Annotated in this window: 22 protein-coding genes and 2 pseudogenes; 13 read left to right on the top strand and 11 right to left on the bottom strand. The window is 56.6% G+C overall.

Annotated elements, in window-relative coordinates; genetic code table 11:
- Positions 1–33: 33 nt before the first annotated feature.
- The 3 genes from GCN75_RS03660 to GCN75_RS03650 all read left to right on the top strand — a co-directional run bounded on the left by GCN75_RS03660 (position 34) and on the right by GCN75_RS03650 (position 3,035).
- Positions 34–450, top strand: coding sequence for a hypothetical protein (locus GCN75_RS03660; RefSeq protein WP_143451544.1), 417 nt, complete (start codon positions 34–36; stop codon positions 448–450).
- Positions 451–561: 111 nt separating this feature from the next.
- Positions 562–1,026: a hypothetical protein gene (locus tag GCN75_RS03655; protein ID WP_152281397.1), complete on the top strand. Its 465-nt coding sequence runs from the start codon at positions 562–564 to the stop codon at positions 1,024–1,026.
- Positions 1,027–1,376: 350 nt separating this feature from the next.
- Positions 1,377–3,035 (top strand): glycoside hydrolase family 13 protein, encoded by a 1,659-nt coding sequence (locus tag GCN75_RS03650; RefSeq protein WP_193317368.1) that lies wholly within the window; start codon positions 1,377–1,379, stop codon positions 3,033–3,035.
- Positions 3,036–3,295: 260 nt separating this feature from the next.
- Here GCN75_RS03650 and GCN75_RS03645 read toward each other — a convergent pair whose 3' ends face one another.
- Positions 3,296–4,213: a LysR family transcriptional regulator gene (locus GCN75_RS03645; protein ID WP_152281395.1), complete on the bottom strand. Its 918-nt coding sequence runs from the start codon at positions 4,211–4,213 to the stop codon at positions 3,296–3,298.
- Between the two features lie 137 nt (positions 4,214–4,350).
- Here GCN75_RS03645 and GCN75_RS03640 point away from each other — a divergent pair, with 137 nt between their 5' ends.
- The 3 genes from GCN75_RS03640 to GCN75_RS03630 all read left to right on the top strand — a co-directional run bounded on the left by GCN75_RS03640 (position 4,351) and on the right by GCN75_RS03630 (position 7,412).
- Positions 4,351–5,574, top strand: coding sequence for an FAD-dependent monooxygenase (locus GCN75_RS03640; RefSeq protein WP_152281394.1), 1,224 nt, complete (start codon positions 4,351–4,353; stop codon positions 5,572–5,574).
- Between the two features lie 558 nt (positions 5,575–6,132).
- Complete coding sequence (locus GCN75_RS03635; protein WP_152281393.1) at positions 6,133–6,954, top strand: AraC family transcriptional regulator; 822 nt, start codon at positions 6,133–6,135, stop codon at positions 6,952–6,954.
- Between the two features lie 71 nt (positions 6,955–7,025).
- Positions 7,026–7,412: a cupin domain-containing protein gene (locus tag GCN75_RS03630; RefSeq protein WP_152281392.1), complete on the top strand. Its 387-nt coding sequence runs from the start codon at positions 7,026–7,028 to the stop codon at positions 7,410–7,412.
- Between the two features lie 1,152 nt (positions 7,413–8,564).
- Here GCN75_RS03630 and GCN75_RS03625 read toward each other — a convergent pair.
- Positions 8,565–9,452 (bottom strand): AraC family transcriptional regulator, encoded by an 888-nt coding sequence (locus tag GCN75_RS03625; protein WP_152281391.1) that lies wholly within the window; start codon positions 9,450–9,452, stop codon positions 8,565–8,567.
- Positions 9,453–9,585: 133 nt separating this feature from the next.
- Between GCN75_RS03625 and GCN75_RS03620 the strand changes: the two genes are divergently transcribed.
- The 5 genes from GCN75_RS03620 to GCN75_RS03600 are packed head-to-tail and all read left to right on the top strand — an operon-like array spanning position 9,586 to position 12,628.
- Entirely contained in the window at positions 9,586–10,329 is a 744-nt protein-coding gene (locus tag GCN75_RS03620) for an SDR family NAD(P)-dependent oxidoreductase (RefSeq protein ID WP_152281390.1), read from the top strand.
- Between the two features lie 17 nt (positions 10,330–10,346).
- Entirely contained in the window at positions 10,347–10,742 is a 396-nt protein-coding gene (locus tag GCN75_RS03615) for a VOC family protein (protein WP_152281389.1), read from the top strand.
- A 1-nt stretch (position 10,743) separates the two neighbouring features.
- The gene (locus GCN75_RS03610; RefSeq protein ID WP_152281388.1) at positions 10,744–11,727 is read left to right on the top strand and encodes a saccharopine dehydrogenase NADP-binding domain-containing protein; all 984 of its coding nucleotides are present in this window, start codon (positions 10,744–10,746) and stop codon (positions 11,725–11,727) included.
- A gap of 10 nt (positions 11,728–11,737) precedes the next feature.
- Entirely contained in the window at positions 11,738–12,064 is a 327-nt protein-coding gene (locus GCN75_RS03605; RefSeq protein ID WP_152281387.1) for a nuclear transport factor 2 family protein, read from the top strand.
- 15 nt (positions 12,065–12,079) lie between these two features.
- A complete protein-coding gene (locus GCN75_RS03600; RefSeq protein WP_226941057.1) occupies positions 12,080–12,628 on the top strand; it encodes a nuclear transport factor 2 family protein in 549 nt (182 codons plus the stop codon).
- Between the two features lie 59 nt (positions 12,629–12,687).
- Here GCN75_RS03600 and GCN75_RS03595 read toward each other — a convergent pair.
- Together GCN75_RS03595 and GCN75_RS03590 are read right to left on the bottom strand one after the other, a co-directional pair.
- Positions 12,688–12,837 (bottom strand): annotated as a pseudogene (locus GCN75_RS03595) (transposase domain-containing protein); the annotation flags it as partial.
- A 798-nt stretch (positions 12,838–13,635) separates the two neighbouring features.
- Positions 13,636–14,085, bottom strand: a complete 450-nt coding sequence (locus GCN75_RS03590; protein ID WP_152281386.1) for a hypothetical protein — start codon at positions 14,083–14,085, stop codon at positions 13,636–13,638.
- A gap of 644 nt (positions 14,086–14,729) precedes the next feature.
- Here GCN75_RS03590 and GCN75_RS03585 point away from each other — a divergent pair.
- Complete coding sequence (locus tag GCN75_RS03585; RefSeq protein ID WP_152281385.1) at positions 14,730–14,915, top strand: hypothetical protein; 186 nt, start codon at positions 14,730–14,732, stop codon at positions 14,913–14,915.
- A 316-nt stretch (positions 14,916–15,231) separates the two neighbouring features.
- Here GCN75_RS03585 and GCN75_RS03580 read toward each other — a convergent pair whose 3' ends face one another.
- The 3 genes from GCN75_RS03580 to GCN75_RS03570 form a co-directional block, all read right to left on the bottom strand.
- Positions 15,232–16,533 carry a Y-family DNA polymerase gene (locus tag GCN75_RS03580; RefSeq protein ID WP_152281384.1) on the bottom strand — a complete coding sequence of 434 codons (1,302 nt, stop codon included), beginning with the start codon at positions 16,531–16,533 and terminating at the stop codon, positions 15,232–15,234.
- 1 nt (position 16,534) lies between these two features.
- On the bottom strand, positions 16,535–17,008 hold the full coding sequence (locus GCN75_RS03575; protein ID WP_152281383.1) for a LexA family protein: 474 nt from the start codon (positions 17,006–17,008) through the stop codon (positions 16,535–16,537).
- A gap of 71 nt (positions 17,009–17,079) precedes the next feature.
- A complete protein-coding gene (locus GCN75_RS03570; RefSeq protein WP_152281382.1) occupies positions 17,080–17,763 on the bottom strand; it encodes an SOS response-associated peptidase in 684 nt (227 codons plus the stop codon).
- A gap of 161 nt (positions 17,764–17,924) precedes the next feature.
- On the opposite strand from GCN75_RS03570, the gene GCN75_RS03565 reads away from it, so the two are divergent.
- A complete protein-coding gene (locus tag GCN75_RS03565; RefSeq protein ID WP_152281381.1) occupies positions 17,925–18,605 on the top strand; it encodes a DUF4145 domain-containing protein in 681 nt (226 codons plus the stop codon).
- Between the two features lie 200 nt (positions 18,606–18,805).
- Here the strand turns inward: GCN75_RS03565 and GCN75_RS03560 are convergent.
- From GCN75_RS03560 to GCN75_RS03545, 4 genes and pseudogenes are all read right to left on the bottom strand, one after another.
- Positions 18,806–19,593 (bottom strand): annotated as a pseudogene (locus GCN75_RS03560) (DNA adenine methylase).
- 602 nt (positions 19,594–20,195) lie between these two features.
- The gene (locus GCN75_RS03555; protein WP_152281380.1) at positions 20,196–20,708 is read right to left on the bottom strand and encodes a hypothetical protein; all 513 of its coding nucleotides are present in this window, start codon (positions 20,706–20,708) and stop codon (positions 20,196–20,198) included.
- On the bottom strand, positions 20,705–21,229 hold the full coding sequence (locus GCN75_RS03550) for a glycoside hydrolase family 19 protein (RefSeq protein ID WP_226941056.1): 525 nt from the start codon (positions 21,227–21,229) through the stop codon (positions 20,705–20,707). Before GCN75_RS03550 ends, GCN75_RS03555 begins: the two co-directional genes overlap by 4 nt.
- Positions 21,226–21,555 (bottom strand): hypothetical protein, encoded by a 330-nt coding sequence (locus tag GCN75_RS03545; protein ID WP_226941055.1) that lies wholly within the window; start codon positions 21,553–21,555, stop codon positions 21,226–21,228. Before GCN75_RS03545 ends, GCN75_RS03550 begins: the two co-directional genes overlap by 4 nt.
- Positions 21,556–21,628: the final 73 nt, after the last annotated feature.

Below are 21,628 nucleotides of genomic sequence, written 5' to 3'. Positions count from 1 at the left end.
GCAGTCGCTCAGCAAACCTACTAAATTTTCCGAATGAATAAAAAGCTGTTACTCCTGTCCATTGTTGCCTATATCGAATGCGCGTCAGCCGCTGGAAGCTCGGATGGAATCGGCAATAAGGAGCTACCCGCTGGTGCTGTGCTAATGTGCGGCGAGCATGTAGTCGGTGAAGCTTCCGGCAAGCCTGTACACATCGACTGGCAGGCGTTTGGGCTGAATGAAGAGGCTGAGGGAACAGTGCAGTTCTATCAATCTCAGTTTGGTCGGCCACCCGCCACCAACAGTGATGGCCAAAGCTACACCTGGACCATTAAAGGCGAATACAATGAGTTGCAATATTCAGTGAAAACTCCTAGGGCTGATGGACCATGGTCTGGATGTGCGAAGCAGCCTACAGACTTTAAAGCGGTAGTCCTCATCTCCAACGCAATTTGGGTAAATGGTCGTTGACTGCTCGGTTTCGGCCAAGAGCAGCCCGTGGCGCGAATTGTTGGCTGTAATGTTCTAAGGAGACGAATGTGGAACTTCGGACGCGAACTTTAAAACATGTGACTTAAAGAAATGAACACGATCTCAACAATAATCTCAAAGCCAAAGTTTGCGTCGACAGAACAACCTGTGTTAGCGATTGACGGTGTCCCGGTATATCAATGGGTAAAGTCGCAGATTTTTGACGAAGACGGCAACGATGACACTCACACTCTAGTTCCAGCGCAAACGTGGCTCTACGACCAAGATGAAAGTAGGATCGCTTGGGAATTGCTTGAGCCTACTCATGAGGGGGCCACGGTCGCACCCTTGCTCGTTTGTCCCGACGACATGGATTTAAACTGCACAGTCGTTGTTGTCGAACAAATTGTTGATAAAAAAACTGTCGAGTGGCGGCGATTTGGGCTCTCCATTAATCACATCAATGGAGTGGTCACTTCAGTCCGCTGGTCCGAGTTAGAGCAGCGTGCAATTTTTGACCGCACTCAATTCGAAAAAGCCTTCCTGGATTTCAAACGTCTCAGCCCTAGTTACTGAAGATTGTAATCAGACGAGAAGCCGCCTCACGCACTAACATGCTCGGTCATGCTTCTCACCGGGTAAAGGCGCTGTTTTACCGGACCGAATGGCTGCTTTGGGGCGCAAGCGGACGGCGCCGATTACCGCACTGAGGCGCTGCCAGTAGCTTACTCTCATGGTCCTTGATCTATGGTTCTTGGAAGATGAAAAACCGATAGATCGTGTTGAGGCCTGGGTGTTCTACCAGGCTCCTACCGTGCGATCTCGTAGCCTCTGATCCAACGACGAGGTCGGATAGTCCCTCCCCCTGGCGATCCCTTGACACGTTGCAAGACAGTGCCGCCAATCCATAAGCGAGAAAGATAATCATGTTGGATAAGAAATGGTGGCATAACGCCGTCGTGTATCAGATCTACCCACGTAGTTTTCAAGACAGCAATCACGATGGGGTCGGTGATCTGGCCGGCATCATCGACAGACTGGACTACCTGCAACATCTGGGAATCAACCTGATCTGGCTGTCGCCAGTGTACCGGTCGCCGATGGACGACAACGGCTATGACATCTCCGACTATCAGGATATCGCCGCTGAATTCGGCACATTGGCCGAAATGGACCAGTTGATCGCAGAGGCGGCCAGGCGCGACATCCGTATTTTGATGGATCTCGTGGTCAACCACACCTCTGACGAGCATGCCTGGTTCGTCGAGGCGAAGAAATCCAAGGATAGCCCCTACCGTGACTACTACATCTGGCGCAAGGCAGGCGCCGATGGCTCCCCGCCCGACCAACAACGTTCGTATTTTGGCGGGAGTGCATGGGAATACGACGCCGCCAGCGGGGAATATTACTTCCATCTGTTCTCGAAACGACAGCCGGACCTGAACTGGGAAAATCCCCAGGTACAGGAAGAAGTGCATCGCATGATGAACTGGTGGTTGGACAAGGGCATCGGGGGCTTTCGCATGGATGTGATCGATCTTATCGGCAAACAGGTCGACCAGCAGATCATCGCCAACGGCGCACGACTGCACCCGCTGCTGCAGCAAATGCACCAAGCGACCTTGGCGGCACGCGATGTATTGTCGGTGGGCGAGACGTGGAGCGCCACCCCGGACACCGCCAAGCTGTATTCCGACCCGGCGCGTCGGGAACTGTCGATGGTCTTCCAATTTGAGCACATCACCATGACCCACGATACCAAGGAGGGGAAATGGAAGCCGCTGCCGTTCGATCTGATCGAATTCAAGCAGATCATCGGTAAGTGGCAGACCGCGCTGGCCGATGCCGGCTGGAATTCGCTGTTCTGGAATAACCACGACCTGCCGCGCGCCGTATCCAAATACGGCGACCCCGGCCATTACCGGGTCGAGTCGGCCAAGATGCTGGCCACCGCGCTACATTTTCTCAAGGGCACCCCCTACGTCTATCAAGGCGAGGAAATAGGCATGACCAATGTCCGTTTCGATTCCATCGACGACTATCGCGACATCGAATCGCTCAACCTCTATCACGAACGCACGGCCGCCGGCGTGTCACCGGAGACGATGATGGCCGGCATCCACGCCAACGGGCGGGACAATGCACGCACCCCCATGCAGTGGAACAGCACACACAACGCCGGCTTCAGTAGTGGCACGCCCTGGCTGAAGCTGAATCCAAACTACCGCGAGATCAACGTCGCGGCCGCGCTGGAACAACCCGATTCAGTCTTCTTCCACTACCAGAAGCTGATCGAACTGCGCAAGCACTGGGACGTCATGGTTTACGGAAAGTACCTGCCCTTGCTGGAGCAGCACCCGCAGGTATTCGCCTACCGGCGCAGCTTGGGTAGCCAGCAGTTGGTTGTCGTCAACAACTTCTCCGGCGAACACGTCGAACTGGGTCTGCCGGCAACGCTGCACGGCGTTGCCGGGCAAGGCTTGATCAGCAACTATGCCCAGCGTGACAGCTGGACCGACCACCTCAGCCTGCAGCCATACGAATCGTTTGCTATCGCTTATGTGTGTGAGGCAGGACTCGGGTAAAGCGTTGTTGCGCAATCACATCGAGTCGCGCGATCGCCTGGGCAAATGGCGCTGGGTGGTCGAATGCACGCTGGGCTGGCTAAACCTCTTACAACGTTAATCCCGGGTTTCGCGTGTCGCGGCGCAATCGATTCGAGTTATTTTTCGCATCAATTCCGCTCAGCAATGGTGCATTTAAGCTAAAGTGTCGCGTTGACCGATTGAATCCGCAGTTGCGGAGCAGACATTCGGCTATTCGGCCGCGTTCTTCAATTCGATTTTCATCTTGAGCCGCTCCCGACTCCTTCCAACCGCAGCTGTATCAATTCAAGCAAAGCCCGAACCCGCGCAGTCACGGAATGCCGATGGCTGTACACGCCAAGCAATTGCAGCGGCGCAGGGCACAGGTCCAGCGGCACTTCCTGCAAGCGGCCCGCGGCAAGATCTTCCTGGCATGGATAGGCCGCCACGATCGCGAAGCCGATGCCTTGCCGCGCGCCCGCCAATGCCAGTTCTCCGCTGTTAACACGATAGCGGCTACGCACAGCTACCTTCACGATTTCGCCTGTGGCGTCGAGAAACTGCCAGGGCTGGCCTTTTAACGCACTCAAGGTGGTAATGCAAGGCAATGACCTAAGTTCACGCACGTGGCGCGGCATTCCAGTTTTGGCCAGCAGGGCGGGCGCCGCGACCACGATGCTGGGCAGCGTAGCGAGTTCGCGGGTGATGAAGGTACTGTCGTCTTGGCGCCCACGGTGAAAGACGATGGACAGGTCCATGTCTTCCCTGAGAGCTTCCAGACCGGTCAGGCGCGTGTCGCATTCCAGTTCAATGCCGGGATGGAGGCTACAGAATTCGGCCAGGATAGGAGCCAGCAGCCTTGGCGCTTCGCCTGGCATGCACATCCTTAGGGGGCCACGCAGTTCACGCTGCACTGCGCCAAGCTCTTCCTCAGTGGAGAGTAAGGCGTCGAGCAAGGGTTTTGCGCGTTCGTAGAGTAGCCTGCCAGCTTCCGTCATGCGCAGATGGCGGGTGCTGCGTTCCAGCAAGCGAACGCCCAGCATGCGTTCCAGCGAGGCGACGTGGCGGCTGACGTTAGAGGATGGCAGGGTCAGCAGGCGAGCCGCGCCGGCAAAGCTTTGTTCATCCACGACCGCCACGTAAACGCGGACTGTATTCAGGTCGAGGGCATTGCGCATGATTATCCCGATTAAGGTATGAAAGCCGCCCATTTTCACATACTAGTGCTCCACAGTGGCGGAATTTAAGATGCCGTCTCGTCCGATGTATCGCCGTCGGCGGCGCGTCGGGACGGATTGAATAGGAGAGCTTCAGCATGGAAATCGGAATACTTGGCGGCGGCATTGCAGGGTTGAGCGTGGCGCTTGCATTGAGCAAGCGGGGGTACAGTCCCCGGGTATATGAGCGCCGGACGGGGCCTGCGACGATGGGGGCTGGCGTTACGCTCTGGCCCAACGCCGGCTTTGTGCTAGAGGAACTCGGGCTGCTGCAAGACATCGCTGCAGTGGCAGGTCGGCCAGTGGCAATGCACCGTCAGGATGCCGCAGGCAATTCTTTGGGGGGCATCGATATTGCGCTGCTGGACCAGATGATGGGACATCCGACCCATACGATTTTGCGCCGGGACTTGCAGGCGGTACTGCTGGATCATGCGGCACAGGCCGGGATCCCGGTAGAATTCGGACATCGGGCAGTGGCGATCGACCTCGATGCTGGCGGCAAAGCCGTGGCGCGGTTCGAAAACGGGGCAAACATTCGTCCGGATCTGCTGATCGGCGCCGATGGCCGCATGGACTCGGTGGCACGCCGGTTCGTCGCGGGGGACAACACGCCAGTTTATCAGGGCTTTGTGAACTGGGTGGGTGTGGCGCAGGCAGAGAGTGCACTGGTGGACGATATCGCGATTCAGGATTATTGGGGTTCAGGTGATCGCTTCGGTTGCGTGGCCGTCCGGCCGGATTTGGTCTACTGGGCAGCGGCGCAGGCACGGCCATTGCCGGTGGCTTCGCCCGCAGCGGATATGCGTAAGGAGATTGAGGATCTGTTCGCGCGATGGCCCGAGCCTGTCACCCGCATCATCCAGGCGACACCGGCGCATGCCATCCGACTGATTGCCGTGCACGACCTGGAGCCGCTGCACACGTGGAGCCGGGCCAATGTGCTGCTCGTGGGGGATGCGGCGCACGCGCCGTTGCCGACATCTGGCCAGGGCGCCTGTCAGGCGCTGGAAGACGCCTGGCATCTGGCGCGGTGTCTGGTTGGGACGGACGGCTGCCTCGATGCAGCCTTGCTGCGCTTCGCCGAAATCCGCGGGCCGAAGACCGCGAAGCTGGCCGAGCAGGGTCGCGTTTTCGCGCGCGGCCTGTTCGCTACTGATCCTGAAACCTGCCGCATTCGCAATGAACGCGCCAAGGCGTCCGATCCCTTGCGTGACGTGCATGCCTTGGCAGCAGGATGGGCGCAGGGTTTGCCGATGGCCGGCTGCACGGACGGCACGCCGGTGGACAGCGTTGGCTCCGGCAGTCTGTACCGCCTCTGAAAGACTGTGCCAATGTAGACACCGCATGGCGTCTCCGGCCGCGAGACGCCTCACTACTGAGCGAACCGGGCATTTTCGGACTGAATCGCCGACAGTAGCTTAGGCTCTCCTGATCCATAGTGCTTGCAAAATGAAAAACCTATGGATCGCATTGGGGTCTGGGTGTCCTGCCAAACTCCTGGTGTGCGATCTCGTCACTGCCTGAGCCAACGACGAGATCGGGTCTGGCCTGTCTACCTCCCCTGCCCCGCAAAGACTCCTACCGCGCGCTAGCACTGGCTCCTTGAGCTTCGGCGGGTTCCTGCATTAACGTTCCCGTGGCAAAATGCCTTGCGACGGTAATCTCGGGTTCCGCGGGGCACAGCGCCATTGATTCGCTTCTTCTTTCGCATCATTTCCGTTCTGCAACGATGCATTTAAATTAAAGTGTTGCGTTGATCGATTGAATCCGCAGGCGGATCCTGCCAACGACAGCAGCCGACTGCGGGCATTGGAGTCTTGGTAATTGTAAATCCCCGGAGTCGTCTCGCAACTGGTAGCCCATACTGGAAAAGCACTATGGACAAAAAACAAAACCAGCCTGTCACCGACTGGGTAATCAGAAGCACTCAACCCGGCAGCGTGGAACGTATCGAAGCGTGGTTCGGCAGCCATGGCTACGACCCGCACCGCCACGACACCTACTCGATTGGTCGCACTCTTGCTGGCGTGCAGAGCTTTCACTACAAAGGATCGCTGTGCCATGGCGTGCCTGGCAACACGCTCGCGCTTCACCCTGACGAACTGCATGACGGAATGGCTGGTACCGAGTCAGGCTTTCGCTACCGCATGGCTTACGTTGACCCTGCATTAATTCAGAACATTCTGGGTGGGCAACCTTTGCCCTTTATCACGGGTGGGCTCTCGAACGATCCACGCCTGTACCATGCCAGCGAAGCCTTCGTGCAGGCGGTGGATAAACCATTGGAAATGCTGGAGGAACAAGATGCTCTCTATGACCTAGCAATGGCTTTGCGTGCCGTCGGGGGCAAGCACGTTGGCCGGACACACCTGGATTACCGCTCAGCCGAACGTGCTAGGGCGTTCATCATGGAACATCTGCACCTAAACATTACCCTGGAGATGCTCGAACATGCCAGTGGGCGTGAACGCTGGAGCCTGTCACGAGATTTCAGGGCTCTCTACGGCACTAGCCCCTACCGCTTCGTGACCCAACGGCGATTGGACCGCTTCCGCAGGCTACTCCTGGCCGGATTCAAACTGGTTGATGCTACGCTTGCTGCTGGCTTCCACGATCAAAGCCACATGACCCGCCACTTCAAGCGCTGCTACGGCGTATCGCCTGTACGTTGGTTGGAACGCTTGCGTGCCGCACGCTAACTTGCAGGATCGTACAAGACCTGCGGTTCCCAGTTCGATACCATGATAACTTCAACTACTGAGGCTTTATCATGTCTGAAACCCGTCACCAACACGCATCGCTCCCCGTCAACCTGGCGCAAAAAGCTTCGCTTATTGAACAGCAGTGGAGTCCTAGAGTTGTCGCGGAAATGAACGACTACCAAATTAAGGTTGTGCGGATCGAAGGCGAATTCATATGGCACTCTCACCCGGAGACCGACGAGGCGTTTCTTGTGCTGGAAGGTATTTTGCGTATCGATTTGCCAGAAGGCTGCGTCCATGTGAATGCGGGGGAGTTATACGTGGTGCCACGTGGCGTGGAGCACAGAACTGCTGCACAGGGCGAAGCTAAATTGATGATGATCGAACCACGAGGCATTTTGAATACGGGGCACGAGGGCGGGGAGAAAACGGCCCAGAATGATGTCTGGATATGACTTGACATCGCCGAGCTTGATGTCGACGACGTCCGCTTTGGGGAGGAAGCGGACGAAGCCGATTAGTGCTCTGAGGCGCTGCCAGTAGCTTACTCTCCTGATCCATAGTTCTTGGAAGATGAGAATCCGATGGATCGCATAAGTAGCCCGGGCGCCCTGCCTAGCACATGGTGTGCGAAACTCGTAGCTGGCTGATCCAACGACGAGATCGAGTCTGACATGTCTATCCCCTGCCCGGCAGAGACTCCGGCAGCGCTTAAGCAAGAGTCGCTTGGGCTTCGGTGGGTTACTGCATTAGCGATGTTCCCCTCGCAAAACGCCTTGTGACGGCAATCTCGGGTTTCGCGTGCGGCGGCGCAATCGATTCGAGTTCTCTTTCGTATCATTTTTATGATGCCACGATGCATTTAAGTTAAAGTGTTGCGTTGATCGATTGAGTCCGCAGCAAGTAGCTGCCCTTCGCGTTACTGATGTTTATCTTCAAAAGGCCTTATGAGTCTCCAGTTTCATTGCACCTCGATTGAAAATTATGATAATCAACACGCGGCTATTGTTCGAGGCTCGCTACAGACAGGGTCCGTTTCACCGGGAATGTCGCTCTGTATCCAGTTCAGCGCCACATTTGAAATGACGATTCCAATCATTGATGTGCTCGATTCAGGCGAACTATTAATTGACTGTGACGACCAAGAAGGCGTTGATAATCTGCTTGCGCTTGGCATAGCAAACGAATGTCTGCGAATTGATTGTTGAGCCATGCGGTACAAAGTTTGACCTTGCTCCACCGCAATGAATGGTGAGGGATGTCGTATCTGGCCGAGGCAGCCGCTAAGGAACACCTGCTTATAAGCGCTATAGCAGCACAGTTGGTTACGATAAACTAGCCCATCATCTGCTTCGTGCGCTCGGCCAGATCGGGGACTTTGCACGCTGGCGGTGGCGTTACCATCACGGCCCGCGCGCCATGGCACCTGACGGTATCACGCCAAAACAGAAGCTTGCCATGGCCGCTTAACCGAAAGCGTCAGCCCAGCACCGTATTGATCCGGCCTTCAAATGGCTGGTGCCAGACTAACCGCCTGGTGAGAGCAATTTTAAATCACCACCTGATAGACCAAGCTTGCGAACCGTCCAGGGGTGTTGGCTCGATTACTATTCCCCCCGCAGCTCTCGAGTGGCTTTCACAAGGTCTCGAGAAGGTGGCAGGCCGAACAAGCGAGCATATTCCCGGCTGAACTGATTAGGGCTCTCGTAGCCGACACTGAACGCGATCGAAGTCGCGCTGCCTTGGCCGGAGATCAGTTGTGAACGCGCGTGTAACAAACGGATGCGTTTTTGATACTGTAACGGACTCAATGCCGTCACCGCTTTAAAATGGCGATGGAATGCCGAAACGCTGAACGCCGCCATCTCAGCGAGTGCCTCCACCTTTATCTGTTCGGTAAAGTTACGGCGTATCCAGTTGATTGCCACGCTAATACGTGCAAGTGCCGTGTCAGGCGATGCAATGTCTCGTAGCATCCAACCGAGAGGCCCCTGAAGCACACGAAACAATATCTCACGCTCATAAGCAGGAGCGAGCACTGCTATCTCGTCCGGCCGTTCCATTAGGCGCAGCATACGGATCCACGCGTCGAGCAGCTCCCCATTGACCGGCGCAACCGAGAATCCTGAACCCAACATCGTGCTGCATACTTGTACAGGCAAGTCACGGATAAGCGCAGCGACGATAGCGGGATCAAGCGTCAAGCTGACAGCCAGATACGGTTCGCCTGTCGCGGCAGGATGTACAGCCCCCACGGCAGGGAGATCCACTGACATGACAAAGTAGGTGGCCGGATCATAATGAAAAGTGCGGTCGCCAATCGTCATCGTTTTCGATCCCGTCAGTATCAAGTTGACCATTGGATCGTAAACAGCAGCAAGCAGATGCTCCGGAATCTCGCCCTGCACCATAGCGACACGTGGGATGCCGGTTTCGGTGCGGCGATTCTCGGCCCCTGCGGCCAGTGCTCTCAATTCTTGCATTTGCTGTTCCATGTTGAAACCCTAACAGGGGCCATCCCCAGATGCAATGGGAAAGCAGAAATAGGCAAGTTTTGAGGAGGATCGGGTGAGTCCGTTGCTGGCGGCAGTCTTACCATGGATCTCACTAATCTACTGGAGGAATCGAATGAAGATTGTCATCGTGACGGGCAGCAGCCGTGGTATCGGCGCCAGCACTGCACTGGAATGCGCCAAGCGCGGCATGGGCGTGGTCGTCACTTACAACAGCAATCCGGAAAAGGCGGAAGCGGTCGTGCAAGCCATCACCGGGACGGGCGGAAAGGCGGTTGCGCTGAAGCTGGACGTTGGCAACAGCCAATCGTTCGCCGATTTCCGCCAGGCGTTATCTGGCCAGCTGGCCGCCGTCTGGGACCGAAACAGCTTCGACTTCCTTGTCAACAACGCCGGCCACGGGCTGTATGCGCCGATCGCTGAGGTCACCGAGGCACAGTTCGACGGTCTGTTCAACATCCACCTCAAGGGGCCGTTTTTCCTGACTCAGGCGCTGCTGCCGCTCATCGAGGACGGCGGCCACGTGGTCAACGTCACCAGCGCAACGAGCCGGGTGGCTACGGCGGGCGTGGCGCCGTATGCCGCTTTCAAGGGTGGTTTGGAGGTGCTTACGCGCTACATGGCCAAGGAATTTGGCGCGCGCCGCATTCGGGCCAACTCGATCGCGCCGGGTGCGATCCGCACTGAGCTGGGCGGCGGACTGACACCGGAATTCGAGGCTATGCTGGCGGACCAAACGGCGCTCGGCCGGGTCGGTGAGCCGGAAGAAGTCGGAGGCGTTATCGCCAGCTTGCTGTCCAATGAGAACCGCTGGATCAATGCTCAGAACATCGAAGTCGCGGGTGGCTACATCATCTGAATCAAGGAGAACGCATCATGCTCGATCACGTTTTTATCTGCGTCAGCGATATCGCTCGCTCGATTGCCTTTTACGAAAAAGCACTGGCGCCGCTGGGCATTGCCCATGCGCTTGACTACGACGGCCGCCAAGGCCCGGCAGGCCACCCGGACCTGAAGGGTTTCGGCGCCAACGGCCGCGTGTTCTTCTGGCTGCGCGAAGGTACGGTGGATGGCCGCGCCGCCCATGTGGGCTTCGTCGCCGATAGCCAGCGCATGGTCGACGCGGCCTTTGCGGCGGCGATGGCCGCCGGCGCCACCGAAATCCATCCGCCCGGACCGCAGTTGCACTATGACCCACGCTATTACGCCGCGCAGGTACGCGACCCGGATGGCTATAGCCTGGAATTCGTCTACAAAGAATGGCAGCACTGATATGAAGAAATTAATGATTTATGGCGCGACCGGCTACACCGGCCGCATGGCGGCGCAGTACGCCGCAGCGGCTGAAACGCCGCTCATCCTTGCTGGACGTAATGAGGCGATGCTCGTTTCAATGTCCGCGATGCTCAGCCTGGAGTACCGGGTCTTCGCACTCGAAGACACCGCAGTGGTTGATTCATCACTCGGCGATGTCGGTGTCCTCCTCAATTGCGCAGGTCCGTTCGCAAGGACCGCCAATGTCCTGATGAAAGCCTGTATCCGCCAAGGCGTGCACTATCTTGACGTCGCCGCAGAACTTGACAGCTATCGTCTGGCCGAAATGCTCGACGGCGAGGCTAAAGCCGCAGGTGTGATGCTACTGCCGGGCAGTGGCGGCAGCGTGGCCATGCTCGGCTGCCTTGCCGGACACGCCGTCGCAAAGGCAAATCATCCATCGAGCATTCAAGTGGCCATGCATGTATCAGGTGGCTTGTCGCGAGGCTCGGCCGTCAGCGCCATGGGCAGCGTCACCGCCGAGACGCTTGCGCGCCACCGCGGAGGGCTGGTTGTGCGGCCGCACGGAACGGTCCGAAAACTCGACTTTGGCAAGGGGGCAGTGGATTGCTTTCAGGTTACCCTTCCCGATCTGATTACGATCTGGAAATCAACTGGCATTCCTGACATTGAGACGTTCGTCCACGTTACCGGTGACGGATTCCCTCAAGGTGATCTCTCGGCACTGCCGGATGGGCCGAGTGCGCAGGAACGGCTGGACCATCGTTATCAGGCCGTCGCCGAGGTCACCAGTTCAGATGGCAGTGTTGTCCGCTCGATGCTTGACACGGTCAACGGCTACACGTTCACCGCTACCGCTGCCGCCGAGGCAGGAAGGCGCGTTCTTGCCGGCGAGCACCGTTCTGGTTTTCAAACCCCCGCCATGCTTTTCGGCAATGGTTTTGCCGAGACCATTGCCGACACCACGATCGTCGATGCTTGAGGAGGACTCCATGGAAAAGCTGGTTAATCAATTTATACGACTCGCCAATGCCTTTGACGTCGAGGGAACGTTGGCTCTTTTCACGCCCGATGCGGTCATTGAAGACGTTTCGGTTGGCAGTGCTTTCGCCGGCATCGAAGGTATTCGTCGCTACCTCGAACAATTCTTCGTTGGTTATAGCACCACGAGCAAGCTGATGTCGCTAGAGCAACCACACAACCTGGTGGCGCTTGCTCGCGTTGACTTCACCGGCACCTTTGGCCACGAGATTGGGTCGCTCCGAATCCAGGCCAACGCCGCCGGTCTGATCGAACGCATCGACGCCGATCTCGAGTAACCATTAGAGAAAACAATGATTGGCGCCTTCAAGGGTGCCGATGCCGGGACTGGCTGCATTTCGCAAGCCGCCGGTTCAGCAAAGGAATTACTTATGACCATGTCACCATCACTTGCCAACGAGGTCGCAGACCGGCTTGCGGTAGTCGATACCCTGTACCGGTTCGCCGCTGGCATCGACCTTCGAGACAAGAACCTGCTATCGTCCGCACTGGCAGAAAATGCCATTTCGGACTTTCGCCCAGCTGCCGCCAAGGCCGGGTTTGAATATCCGGTGATTGAGGGTAGAGACTATATCGTTGCTGCCCTCACCGCCTCTCTCGCGACGTTGGATACGACTCACTCCGTGACCAACCCACGTGTCACCATCGACGGCGACACAGCGCGATTGGATGTGCTCGTAGAGGCCCAGCATGTCCCACGGCAAGATCCGACTCGCCACTATCTGATGAAGAACCGCTACGATGTTGAGCTAAAAAGAAGCGACGACGTCTGGGTCATCACGCGGACCACTGTCGACAACGTCTGGCGTTCTGGGGATCCGGCGGTCCTTTCCGTCGTATAAGCGTCGGACCATAACCGTCTTGAAAAGTCATTCACCAGGCATTGGGAGGCGGGTGTTGGTCAGGCAAGGTTTGAATGCCGAAGGAAATGCCATGGCAGGAACTCGTCCACGCGGTTGACGGGGTGATCACCGATGTGCGCCAGCACAGGGAGCAACCAAGCGTCGGGATCGATCCCGTTCAGCTTGGCTATGCCGATCAGCGAATAAAAGCGCCTGACAAAATGTATTCCAGAGAAACAAACGGCCGCGATGCAGGTCAAATTCACCTGACATCGTTTTCGGGAGCCGATCACATGGCCAAAGCACTTCTTCCTGACTACCTGCGGGCGCTGATTCAGCCTTTGCTACCAGCAGGAGCCTAGGTGCGCTGTCAGGCTCCTGGTACGCGATCTCATAGCTGCCTGATCCAACGATAAGATAGGGCTGACCTGCCTATTCCCTGCCCTGCAGAGACTCCTGCCGGGCTCAAGAGAGAGCTGCTTAAGCTTCGGCGGATTACTGCATTAGCGATGTTCCCATCGCAAAACGCCTTGTGACATTAATCTCGGGTTTCGCGAGGTGCGGCACAATCAATTCGAGTTCTCGTTCGCATCATTTCCACTCTGCTACGATACATTTAAGTTAAAGTGTTGCGTTGAACGATTGAATCTGCACCCCAAAGCCGCCATTCCTCTAAGTTGACACTTCCTTCGTAGCGACGTTTACACGCAAAATCGTGGGTCCGTCGCAAACACTACCTTTAAGCGACCACTCAACAACAACCGCCCAAGCGATTGCGGTTTTGCGGTCTCGTGCATGGGGGGCTTGCAGGTCTGGAGTAGTGTCGACCACTTTCCATTTCCAGCCTGGTCTGAACGGTTGTGACTCCAGAAACGATTTAGCAAGTGCAATCGCCAGCTCTCTGGCCTCCGAATTAGAAAATCGCATTTGACAGTGCTTTACTCATGTATTTAGAAATTGTCGAAAGACCGCTTCTGGCCGGTTGCCGTCATTGACAAGTTACGCCCCTAAATAGGCGAATTGGGATGGCGGCGATGCCCCAATTTTTTAGCGTCCTTGTCGAGTATGTAGAGCCGCTTCAAACACCAGTGCCGTTTGCGGCTGTCGAACGATGCGCGCCATCGGGACGCTCGTCCCAACCAATTTCCTTCGTCAATGTCGTCTTCATAGTCGAACCAAACCGTTGATTGCTCTCCGCCTAGTGCCATCACTATTTCTGGCGGCCACTCAGGCTGCGCGCCCAACCACAATCGCAACGTTGAAGCTAAGCTGATAGCAAGCGGCACAGCACTCCAGGCACGTCTGTCATCAGTAGACACTTCGACTTTCAGGCGCCGAAACCGGTTGTACTGATCAATCGGTTGATCAAATTTCTCGAACGACAGCCGATAGTGCCAACCGTCAGCGGTCGAATACTCGAATTCTTGGTAGTAACGTTGCTCGATAGGTAAAGGCATAGCGGTACACGCTGACATCAATGTTAATCAGTAGCGACGCTGTCCGTGACGTCAGCTATTGGCCGATAGAGGACAATCAGAATAGCGAAGTGTACGAGGCCATTGCTGAGAAAGCAAATGAGAAAAATGTCAGGCGCGGCCTACGCCAGCGTGATGTGAAAACGGCCGCAGGAAGCGGCCGTATTGCTGAGGCTAGGCGGCGGAAGAAAAATCCCATTGCCCCAAGTTTGCCCCAAGTTCGTATTTCGACCAGATGCAAAATCCTAAGTCATTGAATACAAACGAAAATTTTGGTGGGAAGTGCAAGTTTCGAACTTGCGACCCCTGCAGTGTGAATGCCATTGGCAGCACGTTTTTGCAGTGCTCTCATAGGGGAAATTAACTGCTGGCCATCATTAAATGGCGCTGAATTGCACCCGATTACACCCGGAATTACACCCGCTTTGGCGATCTCGCCTGAAACATCGAAGGTCCAAGTATGCGTTTGCGCAGCACGGGGCCTTCAATAAATGTGTATGTTGCTGTTAAAGCACTATGCACCAAGCGAGGCCTTGGATATGAATCTTCTACCGAGTTGGATTGTGGTTTTGCTATTGTGCTCATGCCGTACACCGAGCCCACCTGTACCTGTTGAAATAGTTGGCATGAACAGCTTCGCCCTCGCCGCCCGCTACGGCACGCCCGCCAGTTACCAGCACCAGGACGAGTACTTGCAACTAAATTACGGGAGCGAGGCGGCAGGCTGCAAGGTCATCGTATTGGTCGACCAGGCCCAGCATGTGATCGGCTGGACATCGTCAGGCGCTATGTGCGCGAACTGGGCACCTTAACGCTACTACCTCGTGCTCAGGTCAATACGCGGCATTTCCACGATGCACGGCTCGTCATCGAGCAGCACTCGTAGTTCCGCGCGGATAAGCCCCAAAGCACCGACACGCGGCCCGAGGCTACGATCTAACTGGTCCGCCTTTCCTGCCACCTGTCTCAGGCGATGAATTTCCCATAGCAACGCGCGAATATCTGGCGAGTCGCTTCTTATCCGGATTTCCGTCAACTCCGCACTACTTAGCGGTTTTCGATGCTTGCTCATACCCCTTCACCTTTGCCAAATTTTCAATTAATAACGCCAATCCAGAACCGTGGATGCTATTGCGCCCTCACCTTCGGCAGCTCCAGCCAGTTCGTGGTGTACCGCGGCGTGCGGTTTTCCGACAACATTGCCCAGCGCCTGACCAGGCCCGCCGATCCCAGGTGCACAGTGTCCCGGCCGAATCGCTCATTCAGCGCATCCAAGGCGGCCATGGCGGCCACCGATCGCGCCCGGTCTCGCCCCGCATCAAATAAGACGCCCTGGCGCTGCGTATCCGGCTGCAGATCCATCAGCATGATCCCGGCCTTCTTGTACTTGAACCCCTCCCGATAGATCATGGCCAGGCCGTGCAGTGCGGCGCCGGCCAGCACGCGGTTATCGGCGCTTGGCTCGACCAAGGGGATGGTGATGCCGTTGGAGTATTGGTCGTCTTGGTCACGGAACCTGTTAGTTTGCACAAAAACGTGGACGGCGCCGCACACGGCATGTTGGCCGCGCAGCTTCTCCCCGGCGCGCGCGGCATAGGTGGATAGCGATTCGCCCAGCTCGGCCGCCGTCATGACCATGGTGCCGAAGGAACGCGACGACACAATCTCCTTGCGCGGCGGCGCCACCTCTTCCAGCTCCAGGCAGGAAACACCGCGCAGCTCATTGCACGTGCGCTCGAGCACGACGCCGAAGTGCGCGCGCATGGTGCTGGGTGGCGCATCCTTCAAATCCTGCACCGTGTTGATGCCCATGGCACGCAGCTTGGCGCCGATGCGCCGGCCGACGCCCCACACCTCGCCGACGTCGATGCGCTGCAACAGCCAGGCGGTGCGGGCATCCGACATGGTCGTGAAGTCAGCTACGCTATCGAACAGCGGAAATTTCTTTGCCACGTGATTGGCGAGCTTGGCCAGCGTCTTTGACTGGCCTACGCCCACGCAGACAGGAAGGCTTGTCCACTGGGCCACCTTGGCGCGGATATCCTGCCCCATCGCCGTCGGCGAAGCCCACAGGCCGCCCAGGCCATTTAAGCTGAGGAATGACTCATCAATCGAATAGACCTCGACATTTGGGCTGTAAGTCCGCAGGATGGCCATGATGCGGTTGCTCATGTCCGCGTATAGGGTGTAATTGGAGGACAAACCCACGATGCCGTGCTGGCGCGCTAGGTCGCGCATTTGGAACCAGGGCGCACCCATCGGTACGCCTAGGGCCTTCACCTCGTTCGACCTGGCCACGGCACAGCCATCGTTGTTTGACAGAACCACTACCGGGCGGTCGCGCAAACGGGGGTTGAAAGCGCGCTCGCAGCTGACGTACATGTTGTTGACGTCGACAAGCGCAAAAATCTGCTTGGTCGGGTCGCCCATGTCACACCCGTAACTTCCGCACGACGCCCGTCACTACGCCCCATATCTGCAGCTCGCTACCTTCAGCCAGGCAGATCGACTTGTACGCCGGGTTGTCTGGACGCAGCTCTACCCTGCCCCGCTGGCAATACAGGCGCTTGAGGGTGTATTCGGCATCGATGACGGCAATGACAATGTGGCCGTGCAAAGGGGCGACGGAACGATCGACCACCACCTTGTCGCCATCCAGTATGCCGGCGTCGCGCATCGAGTCGCCCTCGACGGTGAAAAAGAACGAGGCAGCTTTGTGCTGCACTAGCAGCGCGTTCAGGTCCAGGCCGTCCTCTGTGTAGTCGGCGGCCGGCGACGGGAACCCAGCGGATATCCGGTGCGAAATTTCCGGCCGCGCACTGGGGATCGGGTACTGCGCAAGAGGCAATGGCACCTGCGATACACCGGGCTGGCTAGATTGAAATACTGATAATGTTGCGTTCATGGCTGGCCGATATACTGTTTTTTTATACAGTATATCGGCCGAAGCAAGAAACAGGAAGTATAAAATTGTTTCTAGAAAAGTGAGTCTGGCGGCGCCAAGTCAGCCTTCGCAGCCGGTTTCGCTCTTGTTCGAGGGGGCAAGGGATCAGGCTGCGCGATCAACAGGTCAGCAGGATACTGCCGATAAACATCCTCTTCGAACACCAGCGAGCCATCCAGCCAGCCTTGGTATTGGTCAGGGTCCAGGATCATCACCATGCGCTTTTCATCGTCCGGCTTATGGAAGCGCTGCATCAGCGGGTGCCCGTCGGCGTTGATCGTCAACATCGAGAACGACAGCAGCTGGTCTGCCGGCCGGAATTCCCATATGCCAGCAATAGCCACCGGCCCGCCGTCCGCGCGCTCGATGCGCCAGCGCACAGGCTTGCTCGTTTCGTAGTTGGGTTCGAAGAAGTTGCATGCTGGAATGATGCAAAACTGCTTGCGCTTCCAGGCGCTGCGGAAGGATGGCTTGCTGGCTACTGTCTCCGTGCGCGCGTTGTAGGTCTGACGGGCCAGCTTGTGGTCAGCCCAGTGAGGTACCATTCCGAACATCGCGGGGGCTATTTCCAGTTCGCCCGGAGCTTCGTGTGATCCGCGTAGGATTGGGGCCATATAGCCAGGCCATGCCTCAAGCGGCAGGTCGAGCTGAGGTGATCGAACGCCGAAGCGTTCTTCGATCTGATCGTTACGGCTGGGAGTGTAGTCGGCGCACATTCTTCAACTCACTTTTATGCATGAAAACACATAAAGTCACATTGACAAAATCACATTAAAGATGTCAGTATTACCGGCAACACAATATCATTTTTCTACATACTTGTACAAGGTGTAGTTAGAGTCTTGCAGTCTTACAAATTAAAAAGAAAGGTAAATAAATGGAAAATTATAACTATAATATGGAATGCCCGCATTGCCAAAGAGCGATTACAGTATCGAGAGAGCGAGAATCAAATTCTGTACATGTTTTTAATATCGATAATCCGGCTGGGGAGCTCGGCCTTTATTCAGTTTTCATTCTTTGCCCAAATAAAGAATGTCAGAAAATAACCATTAAAGCCAAGCTTTCACGCACATTCAAGGAATTTGGATACATTCAAGAAAAAGAGGAGTTGCAAACTTGGAATCTTGTGCCTGAAGGAAAGGCAAAAAAATTTCCAGATTATATTCCGACCGTAATTATAAAGGATTACGAAGAAGCATTCTCCATTGTTGAGCTTAGCCCTAAGGCATCCGCCACGCTATCGAGACGTGCTCTCCAAGGAATCCTAAGGGATTTTTGGAAGGTAAAGCCACAAAATCTAAATATGGAAATTGAATCAATTAAAGATAGGGTGGATGGTTTAACCTGGGATGCAATAGATTCGATAAGGAAGATTGGAAATATCGGAGCTCATATGGAGAAAGATATAAATATCATCCTTGATGTGGACCCTGAAGAAGCCCATTTATTAATTTCTCTTATCGAAACCTTGCTAACTGAATGGTATGTTGGTCGCGCCGAAAGAGAGAGTCGTATGAAAGCGATAAAAGCAACAGCGGATAGCAAAAAACACTGAAAAATTAATTAAAAAAAATCAAACCGCATTTCAAAAATATCTATTTTTTTAATGCCGAAAAATTATAAAAATTTTGAATCGAAATATAAGGGCGCGCTCTCAGACACTTGTATTTCCGGTTGCGCGCCATTTAGATGATGTCGAGATGTATACGTCACTCAAATTTGAATAGATACAACAACTACCTGTTGCCGATCACCTCAAAAGAGGCCAACTGGCTCGGCAACCTTATCCCAACTATAAATAATCAGCTCCTTGCGCTCCACCGATCTACCACCGCCGCCCACGTTGTACTGGATGCCGGTAGTATCCATCTGGAAGCGCGCGAAGACGCGCCGGATGTCAGGATGGTCATTCAAGCTCAGGATGGTCTTGCCCTTCAGCCTGGCCATCAGCTCCGCCACCTTCTCGTACTGCTCGAATTCAAACTCCACGCCATAGCCGGCCGTCTCCCAGTACGGCGGATCTAGATAAAAAAGGTATGCGGCCGGTCGTATCGCTCCATGCACTTGTACCAGTCCAGATTCTCGATGTAGGCACCAGACAGGCGAAGATGCGCGGCCGACAAATTCTCCTCGATGCGCAGCAGGTTGAGCGGCGGCGCGGTGGTGGCCGTGCCCCAGCTCTGCCCGTCGACCTTGCCGCCGAAGGCATGCTGCTGCAGGTAAAAGAAGCGCGCCGCGCGCTGCAGATCCGTCAGAGTATGCGGCGGCGTGTCCTGTAGCCACTTGAACACCTCGCGGCTCGATAGCGCCCATTTGAACTGGCGCACGAATTCTTCCAGGTGATTCTTGACGACGCGGTACAGATTGATCAGCTCTCCGTTGACGTCGTTCAGCACCTCGACCTCGGCCGGCGGCCGTATGAAGTACAGCGCGGCGCCACCGGCGAACACTTCGACGTAGCACGTGTGCGGCGGAAATTGCGGGATGATGCGGTCGGCCAGGCGTCGTTTGCCGCCGATCCAGGGGATGATGGGTAATGCCAAAATGTGTACCTCCTAGTGTTAGAGTCGAATTACCTCCCCGAGGTAGCGCGAGCCTACTTGGTTCGATGGCTTCACCAAGGCCGATGCTGATTGCCGCTGTTAGCGCAGCGACAATCAGTTTTTTTTGCCGGAACAACCTGCTTCGATTGAACTAAATAAACCGATCGACCTCTAAGGACCTATACTCACAATGAAAACTTAATTAAAAGCAAGATAACAAACGAAAGTTGAAGGCCATCATGGACACTGTACCGATGCATCACCATGGCAACTACCACTATCAGGCGATCTCTCGCCCCGTCCACTCCGGCGAGTACCAAGGCATAATCACAATAGTTGCGCACGACAACGCGTTATACATCCCTCCCGTGGAAATCCCCACACCTTCAACTTTCAAAAAAGCGCACGCAGCACAACTTGAGGCTGCAGCATTGGCCTACGAGCTAATCAATAGCGGCGCCATTAGCGTCTTGCTCCCAGCCGAAACTACAGCGAACTCGGCGCATATTTCCTAGAATTACTACCCGTATTTCCCTCCTGATCGACAAGGATGCCAGTTGTGCCTGCTGCAACCACTGCAGGCACAACGGCGCCGCTCTAGCTTAACGCCCCGATATGAACGCTTGGCAAGCGCGTCCTGTCGCTGCCACCACTTCCGTCTGCAGGATCAAGGCTTGAATATCTCGCGCCACCGCGTCAGAAAGTAGCCCGCTGGCGGGATCGGCTGCAGCGCCTCCTTCGGCGCCACCGGCACCGGCCGAGGCGGCAGGTCCACCACTTGCACAGAAGGCGGGCTTGCGCATGCGCTCAGCAGCAGCAAGACGAACGCGCACATCGTTGATTTCGTCATCGTAGACTTTCTTAATGGCTGCCACCTTGGCTGCCTGTTGCCTGGCTTGCGCCAGGTTTTCGGCGGCGCGCTGCGCCACCGCTTTCGTTTCCGCCGCCGTGCGGATCTCCTTGTCGGCATTCCACAAAGCCCGAACTGCTGCACGGCCCTGGGCATCGCCCAGCGCACGCTGGTACAGCATGCCGGCACCGGCCAGCGCGCATACCAACACGGCGCCATACAGCCAGCCCGGCGCCTTGCCGGCGAGCTTGGCCAGCGCGATCACGCCAGCACCCGCTGCGCCACGGCAAACAGCGCCTGGCGCTCGGCCAGGCCATTCGTGCCGCCGTTGATGCGTCGCGTTACCTTCACCTGGTCGCCAGCATCAGCCAGGGCGTTCAGCCCCTTCGTCTGCCAGAACCAGCCAGCCGAGCGGCAGGCGTTGATGGCCTGCTCGAGCAGCTCAGGCTGGGCCAGCAGGTCCAGGCCCAAGGCCTTGCCGCAGGCGGCGTAGTTGGCGCGTCCGGTCACCTGCAGCAGGCCGCGCCCCTTGAAGCGCACGCCGTCGCCGGCCTGCGTGTTGCCCAAATCGGCCCGGCCTTCATAGGCCTTGCCGCTGGCCAGCTCGCGCACATACACCAGGCTCCCGGACTCGTGGCCCACCTGGGCAAGGAACGATGCCTGGCGCGCAGGCGTCGTGATGCCGAATTCCACCATGGCCGCATTCAACGGCGCCAGGAAGGCCGCCGCGCGCGCACGTGCATTGGGCAAGATGGCAAGCAGCTGGGCCAGCGTGACGGCGCTCACAGGCCGCCTCGCACGTCCTTGACGATAGCGGCCGCGTCGCGCGCCAGCTCGCCAATGTCCTTGTCCCTGCGCTTGTCGAGCCAACGCACCGTGGCGCCCAGCACCCACCAGGCAGGCAAGCCGGCGGCGACCATCAGCGGCGTGGCGATAAAGAGGAAGCCCAGGGCCGGATCGCTGCCGTACAACACGGCGACAGCGCGCGCGCTATCGAACAGTCCCGGCATCCAGTTGCGCACGACCACGACCAGAGCCGGGCCCATCAAGGCGGAAAAGAGAATGGTGACGAAGAAGCGCACGCCCGCTTCCTTGGCGGTTTTTGGCCACATGAACATAAATCCCAGTGAGGTTGCGGCAGCGCCGGCCAGGACCGGGATGCCAAAAATTTTAATCAGTGCTCCG

It is taken from the genome of Janthinobacterium violaceinigrum (genome assembly GCF_009208555.1).
GTDB classification, from domain to species: domain Bacteria; phylum Pseudomonadota; class Gammaproteobacteria; order Burkholderiales; family Burkholderiaceae_D; genus Janthinobacterium; species Janthinobacterium violaceinigrum.
Note: the sequence above shows the minus strand (reverse complement) of the source record. Positions and strands in the feature narration are given on the sequence as shown.